Source organism: Mycobacterium stomatepiae, assembly GCF_010731715.1.
Lineage (GTDB): Bacteria > Actinomycetota > Actinomycetes > Mycobacteriales > Mycobacteriaceae > Mycobacterium > Mycobacterium stomatepiae.
On sequence record NZ_AP022587.1, the window covers coordinates 5,182,942 to 5,201,140 of the forward strand.

General features: G+C 66.5%; 15 protein-coding genes and 1 pseudogene. 5 read left to right on the plus strand and 11 right to left on the minus strand.

Features of this window, described 5'->3' with window-relative positions:
- Positions 1-25 precede the first annotated feature (25 nt).
- Complete coding sequence (locus tag G6N54_RS24720) at positions 26-1,486, plus strand: adenylate/guanylate cyclase domain-containing protein (protein WP_163794951.1); 1,461 nt, start codon at positions 26-28, stop codon at positions 1,484-1,486.
- Positions 1,487-1,491: 5 nt separating this feature from the next.
- Here G6N54_RS24720 and G6N54_RS24725 read toward each other — a convergent pair whose 3' ends face one another.
- From G6N54_RS24725 to glpX, 3 genes are read right to left on the minus strand one after another with little or no spacing between them, the layout of a single operon-like run.
- A complete protein-coding gene (locus tag G6N54_RS24725; protein ID WP_163792865.1) occupies positions 1,492-2,517 on the minus strand; it encodes a hypothetical protein in 1,026 nt (341 codons plus the stop codon).
- A gap of 16 nt (positions 2,518-2,533) precedes the next feature.
- Entirely contained in the window at positions 2,534-3,937 is a 1,404-nt protein-coding gene (locus tag G6N54_RS24730; protein WP_163792867.1) for a class II fumarate hydratase, read from the minus strand.
- Positions 3,938-3,973: 36 nt separating this feature from the next.
- Complete coding sequence (glpX, locus tag G6N54_RS24735) at positions 3,974-5,059, minus strand: class II fructose-bisphosphatase (RefSeq protein ID WP_163792869.1); 1,086 nt, start codon at positions 5,057-5,059, stop codon at positions 3,974-3,976.
- Between the two features lie 56 nt (positions 5,060-5,115).
- Here glpX and G6N54_RS24740 point away from each other — a divergent pair, with 56 nt between their 5' ends.
- Together G6N54_RS24740 and G6N54_RS24745 are read left to right on the plus strand one after the other, a co-directional pair.
- On the plus strand, positions 5,116-5,811 hold the full coding sequence (locus tag G6N54_RS24740; RefSeq protein WP_163794952.1) for a DUF4245 domain-containing protein: 696 nt from the start codon (positions 5,116-5,118) through the stop codon (positions 5,809-5,811).
- Positions 5,812-5,822: 11 nt separating this feature from the next.
- Positions 5,823-6,620 carry a dienelactone hydrolase family protein gene (locus G6N54_RS24745; protein WP_163792871.1) on the plus strand — a complete coding sequence of 266 codons (798 nt, stop codon included), beginning with the start codon at positions 5,823-5,825 and terminating at the stop codon, positions 6,618-6,620.
- Here the strand turns inward: G6N54_RS24745 and G6N54_RS24750 are convergent.
- From G6N54_RS24750 to G6N54_RS24775, 6 genes and pseudogenes are all read right to left on the minus strand, one after another.
- On the minus strand, positions 6,601-7,740 hold the full coding sequence (locus G6N54_RS24750) for an AI-2E family transporter (RefSeq protein WP_163792873.1): 1,140 nt from the start codon (positions 7,738-7,740) through the stop codon (positions 6,601-6,603). The two genes, G6N54_RS24745 and G6N54_RS24750, sit on opposite strands and share 20 nt — an antisense overlap.
- A 198-nt stretch (positions 7,741-7,938) precedes the next feature.
- Positions 7,939-9,180, minus strand: a pseudogene (locus G6N54_RS24755) (HNH endonuclease signature motif containing protein).
- Positions 9,181-9,345: 165 nt separating this feature from the next.
- Positions 9,346-10,452, minus strand: a complete 1,107-nt coding sequence (locus G6N54_RS24760; RefSeq protein WP_163792875.1) for a 3-beta-hydroxysteroid dehydrogenase — start codon at positions 10,450-10,452, stop codon at positions 9,346-9,348.
- A gap of 61 nt (positions 10,453-10,513) precedes the next feature.
- On the minus strand, positions 10,514-10,762 hold the full coding sequence (locus tag G6N54_RS24765; protein ID WP_163792877.1) for an exodeoxyribonuclease VII small subunit: 249 nt from the start codon (positions 10,760-10,762) through the stop codon (positions 10,514-10,516).
- Positions 10,752-12,005, minus strand: a complete 1,254-nt coding sequence (gene xseA, locus G6N54_RS24770; protein ID WP_163792878.1) for an exodeoxyribonuclease VII large subunit — start codon at positions 12,003-12,005, stop codon at positions 10,752-10,754. Before xseA ends, G6N54_RS24765 begins: the two co-directional genes overlap by 11 nt.
- Positions 12,002-12,589 (minus strand): lipid droplet-associated protein, encoded by a 588-nt coding sequence (locus G6N54_RS24775; protein WP_163792881.1) that lies wholly within the window; start codon positions 12,587-12,589, stop codon positions 12,002-12,004. The genes xseA and G6N54_RS24775 overlap by 4 nt, the downstream gene beginning before the upstream one ends.
- Positions 12,590-12,678: 89 nt before the next feature.
- Between G6N54_RS24775 and G6N54_RS24780 the strand changes: the two genes are divergently transcribed.
- On the plus strand, positions 12,679-13,677 hold the full coding sequence (locus G6N54_RS24780; RefSeq protein WP_163792883.1) for a 4-hydroxy-3-methylbut-2-enyl diphosphate reductase: 999 nt from the start codon (positions 12,679-12,681) through the stop codon (positions 13,675-13,677).
- 26 nt (positions 13,678-13,703) lie between these two features.
- On the opposite strand, the gene G6N54_RS31195 is transcribed toward G6N54_RS24780, so the two are convergent.
- Complete coding sequence (locus G6N54_RS31195; RefSeq protein ID WP_372513222.1) at positions 13,704-15,299, minus strand: PPE family protein; 1,596 nt, start codon at positions 15,297-15,299, stop codon at positions 13,704-13,706.
- 390 nt (positions 15,300-15,689) lie between these two features.
- Positions 15,690-16,889 carry a DUF6542 domain-containing protein gene (locus G6N54_RS24790; RefSeq protein ID WP_163792885.1) on the minus strand — a complete coding sequence of 400 codons (1,200 nt, stop codon included), beginning with the start codon at positions 16,887-16,889 and terminating at the stop codon, positions 15,690-15,692.
- A 133-nt stretch (positions 16,890-17,022) separates the two neighbouring features.
- Here G6N54_RS24790 and ychF point away from each other — a divergent pair, with 133 nt between their 5' ends.
- On the plus strand, positions 17,023-18,096 hold the full coding sequence (gene ychF, locus G6N54_RS24795) for a redox-regulated ATPase YchF (protein WP_163792887.1): 1,074 nt from the start codon (positions 17,023-17,025) through the stop codon (positions 18,094-18,096).
- The last annotated feature ends 103 nt before the right edge of the window (positions 18,097-18,199 follow it).

Genomic DNA, 18,199 nt, shown 5'->3' on the forward strand with positions numbered 1-18,199 from the left:
GCAGCGCAAGTCGGCTCGCAGGCTGTTGGCTGAATATGCGATCGATCTCGCCCTGTCCTACATCATCGCCGTCGTCGACGTCGCCGCCATCCTGATTCCGCTGCGGGGACACACCTCCGCCGCCACCAGCGTCGTCTTCGCGGAGAAAGACACCGCGATCGTGGTGCTGCTGGTGGTGCTGGGGATCGTCGGTGTCGCGGTGGCCGGGGTGTTCAGCCTTGTTCCGACGGCGCGTTGGTATGCCGCCGGCGAAGAACCCACCCAGGCACAGCGGGAAGTGGCGATGCGGCTGGCCGGCCGCCAAACGGCGATCTTGCTGGTGGCCTGGGGCCTGGCCGGCGCCATCTTCGTGTTGCTTAATCTCAATGCCGGCGCCTCGCTGCTGTTGCCGATGGCGCTCGGGGTGGTGCTGGGCGGACCGGCCGCCGCCGGCACGGGAATGCTGCTCGCCCAACGCACTCTGCGCCCGATCATGGGTGCGGCTACCCGTGGACTCGAGCCTCGACTGGCGGTGCCCGGGGTGTTCGCGCGGCTGGTCATGCTCTGGTTTCTGGTCAGTGCGCTTCCGATCGGCGTCGTGGCAGCCCTGGTGCTGCTGCGCTCCTACGGTTGGCTGATTCAGAAATCCGCCTCATTGGATGTGCCGATTCTGGTGGTGTCGTTGGCCGCGCTGTTGCTCGGGCTGCCCATCATGATCCTGACGTCACGTTCGATTTCGGATCCGATCGGCGAAGTCGTCGACGCGATGGCCCAGGTCGAACGCGGCAACATCGACACCACCGTCGGTGCCTACGAGCGATCCCAAATCGGGCGTCTGCAAACGGGATTCAACCGGATGGTGGCCGGGCTAGCCGAGCGCGACCGGCTTCGCGACCTGTTCGGGCGCCATGTCGGGGCCGACGTCGCGCAGCGCGCCATCGAAGAGGGTGCATCGCTGTCGGGCGACGTGGTCGAGGCGGCGGTCCTGTTCATCGATCTGGTCGGTTCGACTCAGCTCGCGGAAAGCCGTCCACCCCAAGAGGTTGCCGACGTGCTCAACGATTTCTTCCGCATCGTCGTCGACGCCGTCGACGAACACAACGGCCTGATCAACAAGTTCGCGGGCGATGCCGCGCTGGCGATCTTCGGGGTGCCGTTGCGCACCGGCGAGCCGTCATCGGCGGCGCTGGCCACGGCGCGTACGCTGGCCACCCAACTGCGCCGGCTGCCAGTGGATTTCGGGATCGGGGTGTCGGCCGGCCGGGTCTTCGCCGGCAATATAGGCGCCGAAAACCGTTACGAATACACGGTAATCGGCGATGTGGTCAACGAGGCCGCGCGCCTGGCGGATCTCGCCAAGACGTCGGATCGGCGGATCCTATGTTCGGCGGCGGCCATCGAACGCGCCGACGAGGACGAGCGGGCTCGCTGGGCGGAGTGCTATTCCACCGTGCTACGCGGCCGCTCCGAAGCCACCCATGTCTCGGCGCCCGCGGGCCCCGCTTGATCGCGCTACTTCGAGACCTTCAGCGATCCGATCACCTGGTTGAGCAGTCCCGCCGAGGCTGCATCACCGATGGGCGTCGCACCCAGGAAGATGGTGACCGGCTTGGTGTCGACCGCGATGATGACCACGGAGTCGCCCTTCACATTGCGGGCGGGATCGGCGATCGTGACGTCGGCGTCCACCCGGGCGGCCTTGATTCCTTCGACCGTGATCGACGACTTCTTGATCGGGCCCAGCGTCGGCGAGGCGCTCGAATAGCCGGGACCTTCGGCCACGCAATTCATCAACTTCGCCGCCTGTGCGCTGACGTCCATGCTGGGGACGAAGTTGGTGACGGCAACCTCGGCCTGCATCACCCACTGGCTGGCACCCGGTACCTCCTGCGCCAGCCCCACCGCGCCAATGAGATTCGGAGTCTGGTCGTCCGAGAACGGCATCCATCCGGGTGCCGCGGTGGCCGGGAACGACAGCTTGCCCGCCTTGATCGGGGCGCCGCCGACGGGCTTGTCGCCACCGGACACGTTGGGCGTGCAATCCGTGGCCGTCTGCCCCGAACCACTGGGCTGCGACGTCGGCGCGGCCGTCGTCGAGGGACCGGAGGGGCCAGCCTTGGGAGACTTGGGTTCGTTGCCCAAACTGAGCACCAGGATCACCACCAGCGCGATGACACCCAGCACCGCGATGCCGGCGACGATCAGCCATGGCATGCTCGACCGCGGCCCATTGGGCGGCGGACCGCCGGGGTAGGCGCCGGGCGGCCAGCCGGGGGCATACTGCGGCCCGGCCTGACCGTACGGCTGACCCGGATAGCCGGGGGCCGAGGGATCCACTCCGCCTTGGGGATTGGTGAACGGACCGGTCGGCGGGTAGGGGTACGCGCCGCTCTGCGGCCCCGAATAGGGGCCGCCCGGCGGATACGGGGGCGGGCCGCCTTGCGGACCGCTTTGCGGTGGGCCCCAATAAGGACCCTGCCCATACGGATTCGCTCCGTACGGATCCTGCCCGTAGGGACCGCCCGGAGGAACCGTCATTGCAGAACCACCCCACCTAATTCGCCGGTTTGACCTTGGCCATCGCCAGCATGTCGAGCCGGCGGTCAAGTTCCTCGATCGACAACTTGTCGCCGATCAGGCCGCGATCGATCACGGCCTGACGGATCGTCTTCTTTTCCTTGAGCGCTTGCTTGGCCACGGCCGCGGCCTCCTCGTAGCCGATGGCCGAATTCAAGGGTGTCACGATCGACGGCGACGACTCGGCCAACTCGCGCAGATGTTCTTCGTTGGCCTTCAGGCCGACGATGCAGCGTTCGGCGAACAGCTTCGACACGTTGGTCAGCAGCTTGAACGACTCCAAGATGTTGCGGGCCATCATCGGGATGTAGACGTTGAGCTCGAACGCGCCCGACAGGCCGCCGACGGCGACGGCGGCGTCGTTGCCGATCACCTGCGCCGCGACCTGCGTAACCGCCTCCGGCAGCACCGGATTCACCTTGCCCGGCATGATCGAGCTACCCGGCTGCAGGTCCGGCAGCTGGATCTCGGCCAAACCGGTCAGCGGCCCGGATCCCATCCAGCGAATGTCGTTGGCGATCTTGGTCAATGACACGGCGATGGTGCGCAGCGCGCCGGATGCCTCCACCAGTCCGTCACGCGCGGCCTGGGCTTCGAAAGAGTTTGCCGCCGTGCGCAATTCGGATAGCCCCGTCGAAGCGACCAGCGCCTCGACCACCCTGGGGCCGAAGCCGTCGGGAGCGTTTAGCCCGGTGCCCACCGCGGTTCCGCCGATCGCCAGCTCGCCCAGCCGCGGCAGCGTGGCACGCACCCGCTCGATCCCGGCCTCGATCTGGCGGGCGTAGCCGCTGAATTCCTGACCGAGCGTCACCGGGACGGCGTCCATCAGGTGGGTACGGCCCGACTTGACCACGCTATGCCACTCGGCGGCTTTGGTCGCCAGCGCGTCGTGCAGAATCTCGAGCGCCGGGATCAGATGGCGCACTGCGGCTTCGGTGGCCGCGATGTGGGTGGCCGTCGGGAAGGTGTCATTGGACGACTGCGACATGTTGACGTCGTCGTTGGGGTGCACCGTGACGCCGTTGGCGGCCGCGATGGACGCGATCACCTCGTTGGTGTTCATGTTGGAGCTGGTGCCCGAGCCGGTCTGGAAGACGTCGATCGGGAACTCGTCATCGTGTTTACCGTCGGCGATCTCGCCCGCGGCCGCGATGATCGCGTCGGCCTTCTCCGGCGCCAGCAGCCCGAGGTCCGCATTCACCCGCGCGCAGGCACCTTTCAGCAGGCCCAACGCGCGGATCTGGGTGCGCTCGAGGCCCCGGCCCGAAATCGGAAAGTTCTCCACGGCGCGCTGGGTTTGCGCTCGCCACAACGCTTTTGCGGGTACGCGTACCTCACCCATGGTGTCGTGCTCAATGCGATATTCGCCGCTTTCGGCCATGAACTAGTTCCTCTTCGTTGGGGTGTGCTATCGCGGTTACGGCAAGGGGTAGGCAGCGGAGCTGTCGCCGGTGAAGTCGATCGCCGAGTATTCGTTGAGTTTCGAAAGCCGGTGGTAGGCCTCGATCATGCGGATGGTGCCCGACTTCGACCGCATCACGATCGACTGGGTGGTGCAGCCGCCGGGGGAGTACCGGACCCCCTTGAGTAGATCGCCGTCGGTGACCCCGGTGGCGCAGAAGAAGACGTTCTCGCCGGACACCAGATCTTCGGTGGTCAGAATCTGATCCAGGTCGTAGCCGGCGTCCAGCGCCTTGCGGCGTTCGGCGTCGTCGTGCGGCGCCAGTTGCGCCTGGATGGCCCCACCCATGCAGCGGATCGCGGCGGCGGCGATGATCCCCTCCGGGGTGCCGCCGATACCGGCCAGCATGTCGGTGCCCGATTGCGGTCGGCAGGCCGAGATCGCGCCGGCGACGTCGCCGTCGGTGATCAGCCGGATGCGGGCACCGGTGGCGCGGGCGTCTTCGATGAGCTGACGGTGGCGCGGCCGATCTAGGATGCACACGGTCATGTCTCGCACCGACAGGTCCTTCACTCTGGCGACCGCACGGATGTTGTCGGCGATCGGCGCGGTGATGTCGAGCACGTGCGCGGCCTCGGGCCCGACGGCGATCTTGTTCATGTAGAACACCGCCGAGGGGTCGAACATCGCACCGCGATCGGCCACCGCCAGCACCGAGATGGCGTTGGGCATGCCCTTGCTCATCAGCGTGGTTCCGTCGACCGGGTCGACGGCGAAGTCGCAGTCCGGGCCGTCGCCGTTGCCGACCTCCTCGCCGTTGTAGAGCATCGGTGCCTCGTCTTTTTCGCCCTCGCCGATGACGACGACCCCGCGCATGGAGACCGAGTTGACCAGTTCACGTATCGCGTCGACGGCCGCGCCGTCGCCGCCTTCTTTGTCGCCGCGGCCCACCCAGCGACCGGCGGCCATCGCGCCGGCCTCGGTGACCCGGACCAGCTCCAGGGCTAGGTTGCGGTCTGGGGCCTCGCGGCGTGCCCGGACCTGCTGGTCGGAGCTCGCTGTCGCGGTCGAAGACGAACCGGATCCGCCGGATGCTGTCATGGTTGCTGATTCTCCCAGAAGCTGATCGGTCTGCTGGATCTGGGCTGTGGCTGTCGATGGCGGGCTGGGATACTCGTGGGGTGACCGAGGAGCAGCCCAACGCCGACCGAGCCGGTGAGCCGGTACCGGCGGCCCGGCCGGCCAAACCGCGGTTGTTGCAGGACGGCCGCGACATGTTCTGGTCACTGGCGCCGCTGGTCATCGGCTGCATCCTGCTGGCCGGCATGGTCGGGATGTGTTCCTTCCAGCCCACGGGCGTGAACAAGGGCGCCATTCCGTCCTACGACGCGGCAACGGCCCTGCGCGCGGACGCTCAGACGCTTGGGTTTCCCATCCGGCTGCCGCAGTTGCCGGCGGGCTGGCAGGCCAACTCCGGCGGCCGCGGCGGTATCGAGAACGGGCGGACGTCGGATGGTCAGCGCCTGGGCGCGGCCACCTCGACGGTGGGATACATCGGCCCGACGCGCATGTATCTGAGCCTGACGCAGAGCAGCGCCGACGAGGACAAGCTGGTCGGCTCGATTCATCCGTCGGCGTATCCGACCGGAACGGTCGACGTCGCGGGAACGAACTGGATCATCTATCGCGGTTCCGGTGACAGTGGTGCCGACACCGAGCCGGTCTGGACCACCAAGCTGACCAGCCCGGGTGGAGCCGCCCAGATCGCGATCACGGGTGCCGGAAACACCGATCAGTTCCGTACGCTCGCAGCGGCGACGCAGTCGCAGGCGCCCCTGCCGACCAGCCGATAGGAGCGACTCGCGTGACAGCACCCGAAGCGGACCTCACCGGATGGGTGTCGGCACCATTCACCGGTGGCGGGTACACCCACGACGTCTACCGCAAGGGCACCGGCCCCGGGGTAGTGGTGATCCCCGAGATACCTGGGGTCCATCCCGGAGTGCTGGGCCTGGGTAATCACCTGGTGGACAACGGTTTCACCGTCGCAATCCCCTCGCTGTTCGGGGTCCCCGGCAAGCCCAAGACGGTCGGGTCCATCGCGGCGGTCGTCGCGCGTACTTGTGTGGCAAAGGAATTCGCGGCCTTTGCGACGAACAAGCAGCGGCCGGTGTCGTTGTTCCTGCGGGCGCTGGCCCGTGACCTCAAGGAGTCGACGGGGAGCAAGGGCGTCGGCGTGATCGGTCAGTGCTTCACCGGCGGCTTCGCACTGGCCGCCGCCGTCGACGACAGCGTGTTGGCGCCGGTGCGCAGCCAGCCGTCGGTGCCGTTGCCGCTCGGCGTGACTCGGCGCAGCGACACCGGGCTCAGCGAATCCGAGCTTGCCACGATCGCCGAGCGGGCGGCCAACGAGGGCTTGTGCGCGATGGGCTTGCGGTTCAGCGAGGACTGGATGTCTCCGCGCGATCGATTCACCGCGCTCAAGGAGCGCCTCGGCGACGCGTTCGAGGTGATCGAGATCGATTCGGGTCCGGGCAACACACACGGCTTCGGCAAAGCGGCGCACTCGGTGCTCACCGACGAGGTCCGCGAACTCGACGGCCATCCCGCATACGAGGCCCGCAAGCGGGTCGTCGAATTCCTCACGGAGCGACTGACTTAGCCAATTTCCGGCGGGGCAGCCAACGGCGCCGCACGGGTGCGTCGTCGTCCGGGTTCACCAGCTCGACACCCTGGTAGACCGCCAGGTAGACGTCGAGGGTCGTGACGATCAGGATCATCAGCACCGGCCCGATGACGATGCCCCAGGGGCCGAACATGGCGAGACCGGCGAACACCGACAGCAGCATCAGCGCCGAATTCAGCCGGGCGTCGCGCGGCACCAGGACCGGGCGCAGGAAGTTGTCGATGTTGGTGACCACCAGCAGATGCCACAAGATCACGAACGCGCCGCCGAAGATGTTGCCGTAGAAGATTATTCCGATGCCGAACGGAATCGTCACGATACCGCCGCCCAGCGGGATGATCGACAGCGCCGTGAGCAGAATCGCGAAAATAAAGAAGCCGTGGTGGAATCCGGCGACGTAGATCGACCCCGCACCCGCGACGCCCTGGCACAACGCGATGACGAACTGCCCGAACACGGTGCCGCGCACCATCGCCCCGGTCTTCTTCAGGTACAGATCGGTGACTTCCTCGCCCAGCGGGTTGAGCTGACCGATCAGCCTGCGCAACTTCTCCCGATGCACCAGCAGCGCGAGAAAGACGTAGAGAAAGATGATCCCGTAGGTGATGGCACCGACGAGGCTGCCCGCGGCGCTCTGCAGGAATTGCAGCAGCCACTGACCGGCGTGCTGTCCGCCGCTGACCATCGCCTTACGTAGCTGGTCGGCGCTGATTGTCATGTGCAGGAAAGGAAATCGGCCAAGCAGGTCGTTGACGATTTGCAGCGCCTTGTCGCCGAGCCCGCTCAAGTCGGTGTTCTTGACCCATCCGGAAATGCTGTCGACCATGCGGGTGATCTGGACGACGGCCAAGGCGATGAACAGGCCGACCGGCACGATGACCACTGTCAGCGCCGACAGCAGGGTAAAGGTGGCCGACAGTCCGGTGCCGAGGCGCTTGTTGAACCAATTGAACAGCGGCGTGAACAAATACGCACCGACCGCGGCGACCACGATCAGCACGAAATAGTCGCGCAGGAAGTAGGCGCCGAACAGCAACGCGATCAGCGTGAAAACCGCGAGAGCACGTTTCTGAGTGAGCGTGAATTCGGTGTTCATAACGCCCTCCGGGTCGCCGTTGAGCTGACCTTAGCGGCGTTACGCGACATTGGCCGCGCCGGTATGCGCCTGCCGGGACCGGCTGGCTGCCCGTTTGGCGGCGGCTTTGGCCATTACGGCCTCACCTTCCAGCTGTGGGTAGATCTCCCGACTCACGTGCGCGGGTCGCGGCACGGATATCACGGACGACGAATTTCTCTATGGTTCAACCTGTTTGGGTATCGGTTGGAAGGGTTGGTACCACCACCATTGGGCGCGTTCGCCGGTGGGCCCGGGGCAGGGTGGGACTTGGGGTGGGGCGTGGGTGGGTGGGCGTGCCAGTGATCCTGGGTTCAGTGGTTGGCCGTCCTCGTCGGTGATGGTGAGATCGTTTGCGGGTCCGGTGAGGGTGATGAGGCCGCGGTGGTGTGCTCGATGGTGGTAGGGACAAACCAGGACCAGATTGGACAACTCGGTGGGGCCGCCGTCTTCCCAATGCTGGAGGTGATGGGCGTGCAGACCGCGGGTGGCCCCACAACCGGGGACCACGCAGGTGCGGTCGCGGTGCTCGAGCGCGCGGCGCAGCCGCCGACTGATCACCCGCGTGGTCCGGCCGGCGCCGATGACCTCGCCGTCGCGTTCGAACCACACCTCGCCGGTGGCATCACAGGTCAGGTAGTGGCGTTGCGCGTCGGTGAGCAGCGGACCCACATGCAGGGCGGCGGCGCGCTTTTCCACATCGAGGTGCACGACCACGGTGGTGTGCTGCCCGTGCGGACGCCGCGCCACCTCCGCGTCCCACCCGCCTCGACCAGGCGCATAAACGCCTCGAGGGTGCCCGGCACCGGCGCCGCCACCTCCGATGCACGATCGCCCTCGTCGTGGTCGTGCTTCCACTCGGCGATCAGCGCATCACGATGAGACGCCAGTGCCGCGTCGAACGTCGCCGCATCCGGGTGCGCAAGTTTGATCCGCCAGCACGTGAGCTCCTCGTCAGAGGTCTGGGTGATCGAGGCCTGCGGCCGCGGCCGGGCCGGTTCGGGGTGTGGTTCCAGCGTGACCGCGGTACGCAACTGGCTGACGGTGGCAATGCTGGCCAACGCCGCGTAATGCTCATCAGAGCCGTCGCTCGCTCGGGCCGCGATCACGCCGACCTGATCCAGTGACAGCCGACCCTCCTTCATGCCCTGCGTGCAGCGGGAAACTCCTCCCAGCGGCGCGCCACCGTGGCGATCGTATGGGCATTGGCCGAGGAAGAACCCAGCTTCCAGCCCAGCAACGCCGCCACCGACCGCGCCCCGTCATCCCACACAACCCGTCACGATCGATCTCGGCGGCGATCTCCACAATGCGCCCATCAACCGCATTACGCTGACCAGCCAACTCCGCCAACTCATCGAACAACACCTCAAGCCGCTGCTTAGGGCTCACCACCACGGCACACGACGCGCTCGACGACATAACCACATCCTCGCAGCCACCTACGACAAATTTCGGCCGCTCAAATCCGCGCCAGGAAGCGGCCGCCATCACTGCCAACAGGTGCGTCACCGCGCGATCCACGCCAGCACGCGCCCCAGGGTGCCGCGCCGGGTTACCGTGCGGCGTTTGTGGATAGGGCGCGTGCTATCGCTTGGCGGCGGCTTTGGCTGCCTCGGCCTGCTTCGACATCTGGCCGAACATGTCCACGTAGTAGGACAGGCACTCGGTCAACGCCTTCTCGGTGGTGAACAGCGGCTGGTAGCCGAGGTCGCGGGACGCCTTGGCGACCGAGAAGAAGTTGTCCAGGTACAGCCGCTCGACCGCCAGCGGCTCCAGCAGCGGCGCGGGAATTCCGAACCGGAAGTGCATCCGTTGCCAGCCGACCATCGCGGCCCGGACGACGGGCCCGTTGACCCGAATCCGCGGCCAGGGCTGCCCGCACGCCTCCACCACCGGCCGTGCGAACTCGAACATGTTGATCGGCTCGTTGTCGTTGATGAAGTACGCCTGCCCCGGCGCGGTGCCGCCGGGCACCAGATGCTGGGCGGCCAGGATGAAGCCGTGAATCAGGTTGTGCACGTACGAGTTATCCAAGCGGGCCGACTTTCGGCCGATCAGAACCTTGACGTGGCCGGCGATCACACTCTCGAACAGTTTCCGGAACATCGTCTGATCGCCGCGGCCCCAGATGCCACTGGGCCGGATCGCACACGTCAGCATGCCGTCAACGCCGTTCTGCGACAACACGAATCGCTCGGCGACTACTTTGGTCTCGGTGTAGAGGTCGTTGAATCGAGTGGTGTAGGGCAGGGTTTCGTCCCCGCCGGCGATTGTCTGACCGCCCATCACGACGCTGTTGGATGACGTGTAGACGAATCGCTTGACGCCCGCGGCGCGCCCGGCCTCGACCAGATTCTCAGTGCCGCCGACGTTGATCGCGAAGCTGCGCTGACGGTATTGGTCGGTCACCGACGCCCCGCCCATCAGCTCGATGATCGCCGCGGTGTGGAAAACCGTGTCGATGCCGTCGACCGCCTGCGCGCAGACGTCCTTGTCGGTGATGTCGCCCTGCAGCACCTCGAGTTGCGAGTGCGAAGCAAGTGGGGACGGGGCGCGGTCGAAGGAACGCACCGAGTATCCGCGGTCGAGCAAGGTGGTCACCAGGTTGGCGCCGACGAATCCGGAACCTCCGGTGACCAGGACGCGGCCGAGTTCGGTTGTCAGAGATGCATCACCCATGGCCGACACCATAACTGAAACACGTTCCAATTCTCCAAAAATTCCTAGACTCATTTTCCATTGACAGTTCCATTTAAGCCTCCTCGCCCTGTCCGGCCGCCAGCGCATCCGCTACTCGCTTGCGCGCGCCAGCTAAGTGTTCTTCACATCGTTTAGCCAGTTTCTCGCCTCTTTCCCATAGCTTCAGCGACGCATCGAGGTCCAGTCCGCCCTGTTCCAACGAGCGCACGACTTCGATCAGCTCGTCCCGGCACGCTTCATAGCCAAGTTGACTAATGGGTGTAGCCGAATCGACTCCATCGCTGTCGTTGTCAGTGACCATCGGTCAGCCCTTCACTCACCGCCGCTACGGCACCGTCGGTAACCCGCACCCGCAGCCGGGTGCCGGCCGGTGCGTCGTCCACCGAGCGCAGCACCCGCGGCGCATCACCGGCGGCGGGAACCGTCTGCACCACCGCGTATCCGCGCGCCAGGGTCGCCGCCGGGCCCAGCGTAGCCAGTCGTGCGGACAGGTGGCCGACGCGCTCGGATTCGGCGCCGACCAGACGGGTGATGTCGCGGCGCACCGCCGACCGGGCGCGGTGGATCTCCTCGGCGCGCGCCGTCAACGCCGTCAGCGGCTCGGCCAGCACCGGGCGGCTGCGCAATTGGATCAGCGCACGCTGTTCGCGAGTCACCCAGTTGCGCAGTGCCTGTGCACTGCGCTGGCGCAGGTCCTGGATTCCGCGCTGCTCGGCGGCGGTGTCCGGGACCACCTTCTTGGCCGCGTCGGTGGGGGTGGCCGCGCGCAGGTCGGCGACCAGGTCGCACAGCGGGTTGTCGGGTTCGTGGCCGACCGCGCTGATCACCGGGGTGCGACAGGCCGCGATCGCTCGACACAGCGTCTCGTCGGAGAACGGCAGCAGGTCTTCGACGCTGCCGCCGCCGCGGGCCAGCACGATCACGTCGACGGCCGCGTCGCCGTCGAGTTCGCGTAGCGCCTCGACGATCTGGGCGACCGCGTTGGGTCCTTGTACGGCTGTATTGCGCACCGCGAATCGCACCGCGGGCCAGCGTGTGCCGGCCACCGTCGTCACGTCACGTTCGGCGGCGCTTGCCCGGCCGGTGATCAGCCCAATCATGTTGGGAAGAAAGGGGATTGGGCGTTTGAGTCGCGGGTCGAAGAGGCCTTCGGCGTCGAGCAGGCGACGCAGCCGTTCGATGCGGGCCAACAGTTCGCCGACGCCGACGGCGCGAATCTCGGACAGGCGCAACGAGAACGTCCCGCGGCCGGTGTAGAACGAGGGCTTGCCGCAGACCACCACCTGCGTACCCTCGACCAATTTCACCGGTGCGCCCAGCACCAGGTCTCGTGGACACGTCACGGTCAGCGACATGTCGGCGGCGGGGTCACGCAACACCATGAACACGGTCTTGGAATCGGCCCGAATGTTGACTTGTGCCAATTGTCCTTCGACCCAGACGGTGCCCAGCTTGTCGATCCAGCCCGCCACCCGGATCGCGACGGCGCGAACCGGGAACGGGTTCTCGGCCGAATTGGCCTCGGAATTTGCTGCTCGGGTCACTTCGCGGACGCGCGGGTGATCCTGTTGGCCAGCAAGGTCTGAAACGGGGCCCGGGCCTTCGTGGCCTGCTCGTAGGCCAGCAGCGCTTCGAGCTCGTCGACGCCCAGCGACTGCACCCGGGCCCGCAGCTGGGCCAGCGTCAGCGCCGGGTAGTCGAGCTCGGCCGCCACCGACGGCTGCGGAACCGACTTCTTCGACGCGGGCTTGACCAGCGCGCTGGCATCTTCGTGCGCCTCGGCCACCGAGTACAGCGCAAACCGTCCCTCGGCCCGGCGATCGCCTCCGGCGCCGTCCGGCAACTCGGCCAAACCGCCGCCTGGACCCTCCGTGGCGACCTCGGAGTCCTCGTCGAACGTCGCCCATTCCGGCTTTTCGTCCTTGGGCGGGAAAATGGATTCCAGGGTCGAGTCGCCCTTGTTCACCAGCTCCGCCAGATTCTGCTGAAAGCGCATCACGATGTGGGCGACTTCACTGGCCAACGTCATCGGGTACATCAGGATCGTTTTCGGCAGCCTGATGGTCTCCTCGACGGCGACTGTCGCCGCGCCGACCAGCAGCCGAACTCCGTACGGTGCAGAAGCCATGGGTCCAAGATTGCCCTAAGCAGCGGCCAACTCCAAGCCCAGCGCCGCGAGCTGGCCGGGCAGTGTCGGCAGAACGTACCCTGGAGCGCATGGCGCCGACTGTCGACATGGGAATTCCCGGCGCATCCAGCTCGGTCGCCACCGATCCGGTCCGCAAGCGAGTGCTGCTGGCCGAGCCCCGTGGCTACTGCGCGGGTGTGGACCGGGCCGTCGAAACGGTCGAGCGCGCGCTGCAGAAGCACGGCGCCCCGGTGTACGTCCGGCACGAGATCGTGCACAACCGGCATGTGGTCGACACTCTGCAAAAGGCCGGCGCGGTGTTCGTCGAGGAGACCGATCAGGTCCCCGAGGGCGCCATCGTGGTGTTCTCCGCGCACGGCGTCGCGCCGACGGTGCACGCGGCGGCCGCCGAACGCAACCTGCACACCATCGATGCCACTTGCCCGTTGGTCACCAAGGTGCACAACGAGGCCCGGCGCTTCGCCCGCAACGACTACGACATCCTGCTGATCGGCCACGAGGGCCACGAGGAGGTCATCGGTACGGCCGGCGAGGCGCCCGACCATGTGCAGCTGGTCGACGGGGTTGCCTCCGTCGACAACGTGACGATCCGCGACGAGAACAAGGTGGTGTGGCTCTCGCAGACCACGCTCTCGGTCGACGAGACCATGGAGATCGTCGAGCGGCTGCGGCAACGCTTCCCGAAGCTGCAAGATCCGCCGAGCGACGACATTTGCTATGCGACACAGAATCGGCAGGTCGCGGTCAAGGCGATGGCACCGGAGTGCGAGCTGGTCATCGTCGTCGGGTCCCGCAACTCGTCGAACTCGGTGCGGTTGGTCGAGGTCGCGCTGGGCGGCGGGGCGGCGTCCGCGTACCTGGTCGACTGGGCCGACGACATCGACCCGGCCTGGCTCGACGGTGTCACGACGGTCGGTGTCACCTCCGGGGCGTCTGTTCCCGAGGTGCTGGTGCGCGGTGTGCTGGAGCGCCTCGCCGAGTCCGGCTTCGACATCGTGCAACCGGTGACGACGGCCCAGGAGACGCTGGTGTTCGCGCTGCCCCGAGAAATCCGTTCGCTGCTTTAGTGCCTTAGGGCGGCTTGCTGGGCTGGTTAGTCCACCAAGGTGGACAGTGCATCCTCGAGCGTGTTGTCGGACCACAGCACGCCCTCGAGTGTGTCGTCGGGGAACAGCGTGTCCATGAATTTCTTGACTTTCCTGGGGTCGACTTGGGGTTGGATGCCGGCGGTTCCGGCCAGGCCTGGTGAGGCCAGCGCGCTGCCCAGCCCGGGCAGTCCTCCTGCTGCTGGTGCCGGTGGCACTGGGGCGCCCAAGGCGATGGTGGCGGGTCCGAACAGACCGTTGGGGGTGTAGGAGCCACCCGAGAAGACGGTGACCACCTCGCCCTGACCGAGGACCAACGAGTCGGGGTCAACGAGCAAAACTTGGCCGCCCGCGTCGACGATGACGGTGCCGCCGCTGCCGGTGCCGATGGTGAGGACGTTGTTGGTGGTAAAGGTGCCGCCAGTATCGACGGTGAGGGAGCCGCCGTTGATGACGTTAACGATGTTGGCGTTGATGGAGCCGGTGTCGGTGACGGTGCCGCCGTCGATGGTCAGGGTTGTGCCGCCGTCGCCGAAGTTGAGGAGTCCGCCGGACCCGACGTTGAGGGTGCCGCCCTGCACGGTGAGGCCACCATTGACGGTGACGGTGCCCCCGTCGAGGGTGGCCGTGCCGCCGGCGTTGACGATGAGGGTGGTGCCGCTGTTGATGGTGGTGGTGCCGCCGTGGACGGTGAACGTGCCACCAGTGTTGACGATGATGGCGCCGGCGTGATCGACGGCGAGGGTACCGCCGTTGACGGTGAGGCCGCTGTACATGGTGACGGTGCCGCTGTTGAGGGTGAAGGTGCCGCCGGTGTTCACGGTCAGAGCGGCGCCTTCCGCCTGGGCGAGGGTGCCGCCGTTGACGGTGATGGTGTCGCCGTTGGCGAGAGTGAGGGTGTCGCCGGCGGGGATTTCGTAGGTTTCACCAGGATTGACGACGATGTCGTTGGCGGCGAGGTTGGCGTTGAGTTGTTGTTCGGGTGCGGGGGCCAGTTGCGCCAGGGATTGGACGCGGCTGGTGGTGTCGGCCGTGGCTTTGCCGACAGCGTCGGCTTGGCTGAGTTGGCCGTTCTCGTTGGTGGTTTGGGGGGGTTCTTCGAAGGTCTCTAGGGTGGACGCGACCTCGGCGTCGGTGGCGTAGGCGTGCATGGCGGTGGTGTCTTGGACCCACATCTCGGCGTATTCGGCTTCGGTGGCGGCGATGGCGGCAGTGTTTTGGCCGAAGAAGTTGGTCGCGGTCAACGCGGCTAGTTGTAGGCGGTTGGCGGCGATCAGTGGTGGGGGCACGGTCATGGTGTAGGCCGCTTCGTAGGCGGCGGCTGCGGAGTAGGCCTGGGCGGCGGATTGGGCGGCTTGGGCGGCGCTGGCTTGCAGCCATTCCACGTAGGGGCCGGCCGCGGCGGCCATCTGCATTGATGAGGGGCCGAACCATTGCCCGGCGAGTCCGGTGATCTGGCTGGCGTAGTTGGCGGCTGCAGATTCGAGTTCGGCAGACAAGGCTTCCCAGCTCGCGGCGTTCGCCAGCATCGGCCCTGATCCGGGCCCTGTATACATCAGACCGGAGTTGATTTCCGGCGGTAGCAAACCAAAATCTATCCCCATGATGCCCCCGAGCAAACTGCCGCGATTTACTCGAACTGACGCGACCGTCAACTTGCTATCGGACGACTATAGGGCGTCGGACCCGGCCTCGACTAGTAGTCTCCTACGATTTACTTTGAGCTTATTTACGGTTTTGGAGTTTTGACGACGTACAGCGCGTTGGCGTGCCCGTTTCGTCCGCAAACTCACTGGAGCTGCCAGCCCTTGGCATAGCAAATTCATATCAAACTCTTGTCGAATGCCGATCAATCTTGTTGGCGGCCCAGTCGCTGCGTCTGCCCGAGCCGGGTGCAGTCGTGCCATTGACGCGAATTTCAGTGGGGCGAGAGAGGCTCAGTGCGCCCGACGAGCCCAGCTGGACCCTTCCACGCGCGCTGCTGCAACAGCGAGTTAGGCGTCGTATTCCCAGGATTCGGCCGGGGGACGTTCCTGCGAACGACCGTTCGTCCGTGGCCGCGCGCGGCGGTCCCCGCGTGGCTCGGCCCGGCGCTCGTCGGACGGGCCCGATCCGCGGTAGCGGACCTGCGAGATCGGGTGGTGCGTCGGATTGGCGCCGGTCCTGCCGTTCGGCGCGGGCTGCCGCCGCCGTGGTTCCGGCGCGGGCTGATACGAGTCGTGGGACTGGTAGCGGCTGAACGGCTCCGACGAGGCGGGCGGTTCGTAGCGGTCGTAGTCCTCGTAGCGCCCGCCGCGGGCAGCCGGGCGTTCGTAGGGGTTGCGCCGGCGAGGGTCTCGACGACCTTCCCGCGGCGACTGTGCGCGCTCGTCGGGATCGCCCTCGGGTCGCGGGCGGCGCCGCGAGGACCGGCGCGCCGGATCGGCGGGGTCGTAATCGCGCGGCGGGGCCTGGCGCCGGCGCCGTGGCCGCTCGGCCGCCGGGTCGTAGTCCTCCTCGGGTGAGGGGCGGGTATTCCGGGAACGGCTTCGGGCCGCGCTCGCGGCGGACCGACCGTTGCGCGCCGTTCGGCTGCTACGTGCCGAGCCTCTCGAGGCGCTGCGCTGCGAATCGGTGGGCGTTTCTTCGTCGGCATCGTCGTCGGACGACGCAACGCCCAGCAGCGAGTTCAGTTTGGCGCTGATCGCGCGCAGGAAGGGCGACTTCTCCGCAACCGTGGCCGTCGCCGTCTCGTCGGTTGCGTCCACCGCGACCGGCCGTCGCGACGCCGCCATGCACCACCTGATCAGGCCGATCAGCAGGACACCGCCGGCGGCGCCCAGCATCAGCGGGAAGCGCTCGATGAGGGGATAGCCGCAGTTGATCAGCAGGTCTTTGACGCTGCTGATTTTGCCGCCGTGGAACAGCCAGTAGGCGCCCGGCACCGCGCAGAAGAGGATCAGCGGCGGCTGAATGACCGCGGTGAACAAGCCTTCCTGGCGTACGACGAGCACCGCCACCACACAGCCCGCTATATAGAGGCCCGCGAAGATGCCGGTCAGCTCCTTGTGACCGGCCCCGGAGTCGATTCCGTACCCGATGGCAGTGCCGGTCACGGCGATCAGCAGAGCGATCCACGACGGCACACCCGGGATGCCGGGGTAGATCGAGCGATGGGCAGCTTCTACTGCCGAGGGTCCCCGCTGCGCTGACACATGTAGACCGTACCGGCAATGGGCGAAAACGCTCGTAAATACCTTGTCAGGGATGCGGGCGTGCCACCGGTTCGCGCAGGAAACGAACCGCTGGCCACCTGGCGTTGCCGCGGAGCCCTAAACTTGGTTCCCCGTGAGCCTGAGCCTGGGAATCGTGGGCCTGCCCAATGTGGGCAAGTCGACCCTGTTTAATGCCCTGACCCGCAACAACGTGGTCGCGGCCAACTATCCGTTCGCGACGATCGAACCGAACGAGGGCGCGGTCGCGCTGCCCGATCCGCGACTCGACAAGCTGGCCGAGATGTTCGATTCCGAGAAGATCGTGCCGGCGCCTGTGACATTCGTCGATATCGCGGGGATCGTGAAGGGCGCCTCCGAGGGGGCCGGGCTCGGTAATAAGTTCCTGGCCAACATCCGCGAGTGCGACGCGATCTGTCAGGTCGTGCGGGTGTTCGCCGCCGACGACGTCGTGCATGTCGACGGCAAGGTCGACCCGGGCTCCGATATCGAGGTGATCGAGACCGAGCTGATCCTCGCCGACATGCAGACCCTGGAGAGGGCCGTCCCGCGGCTGGAGAAGGAAGCCCGCAACAACAAGGACCGCAAGCCCGTGCACGAGGCGGCCGTCGCCGCCGAGGCGGTGCTGAACTCGGGTAAGACGCTCTTCGCCGCCGGGGTCGACGCGTCGGTGCTGCGCGAGCTGAATCTGATGACTACCAAGCCATTTCTCTACGTGTTCAACGCCGACGAGGCCGTGCTCACCGACGAGGCCCGCAAGGCCGAGCTGCGCGCAATGGTCGCCCCTGCCGACGCGGTGTTCCTCGACGCGAAGATCGAATCCGAATTGGTCGAACTGGACGACGAGTCGGCCGCCGAGTTGCTGGAGTCGATCGGGCAGACCGAACGCGGCCTAGATGCGTTGGCACGGGCGGGTTTTCACACCCTGAAGTTGCAGACCTATCTGACGGCGGGTCCAAAAGAGTCGCGCGCGTGGGTGATTCATCAGGGCGATACCGCACCCAAGGCCGCCGGGGTGATCCACACCGATTTCGAGAAGGGGTTCATCAAGGCCGAAATCGTGTCCTACGACGACCTGATCGACGCCGGGTCGATGGCGGCGGCCAAGGCGGCCGGCAAGGTCCGGATGGAAGGCAAGGACTACGTGATGGCCGACGGCGACGTGGTCGAATTCCGGTTCAACGTCTAGCGGTAAGGCGGCTGCGGATGTCGCCCGCGACACGTCGAACGTGGTGGTATCCACGCGATCGGTCCAACTTCTGGCCATCAGGAGGCGCTCGCAGTCTCCATTA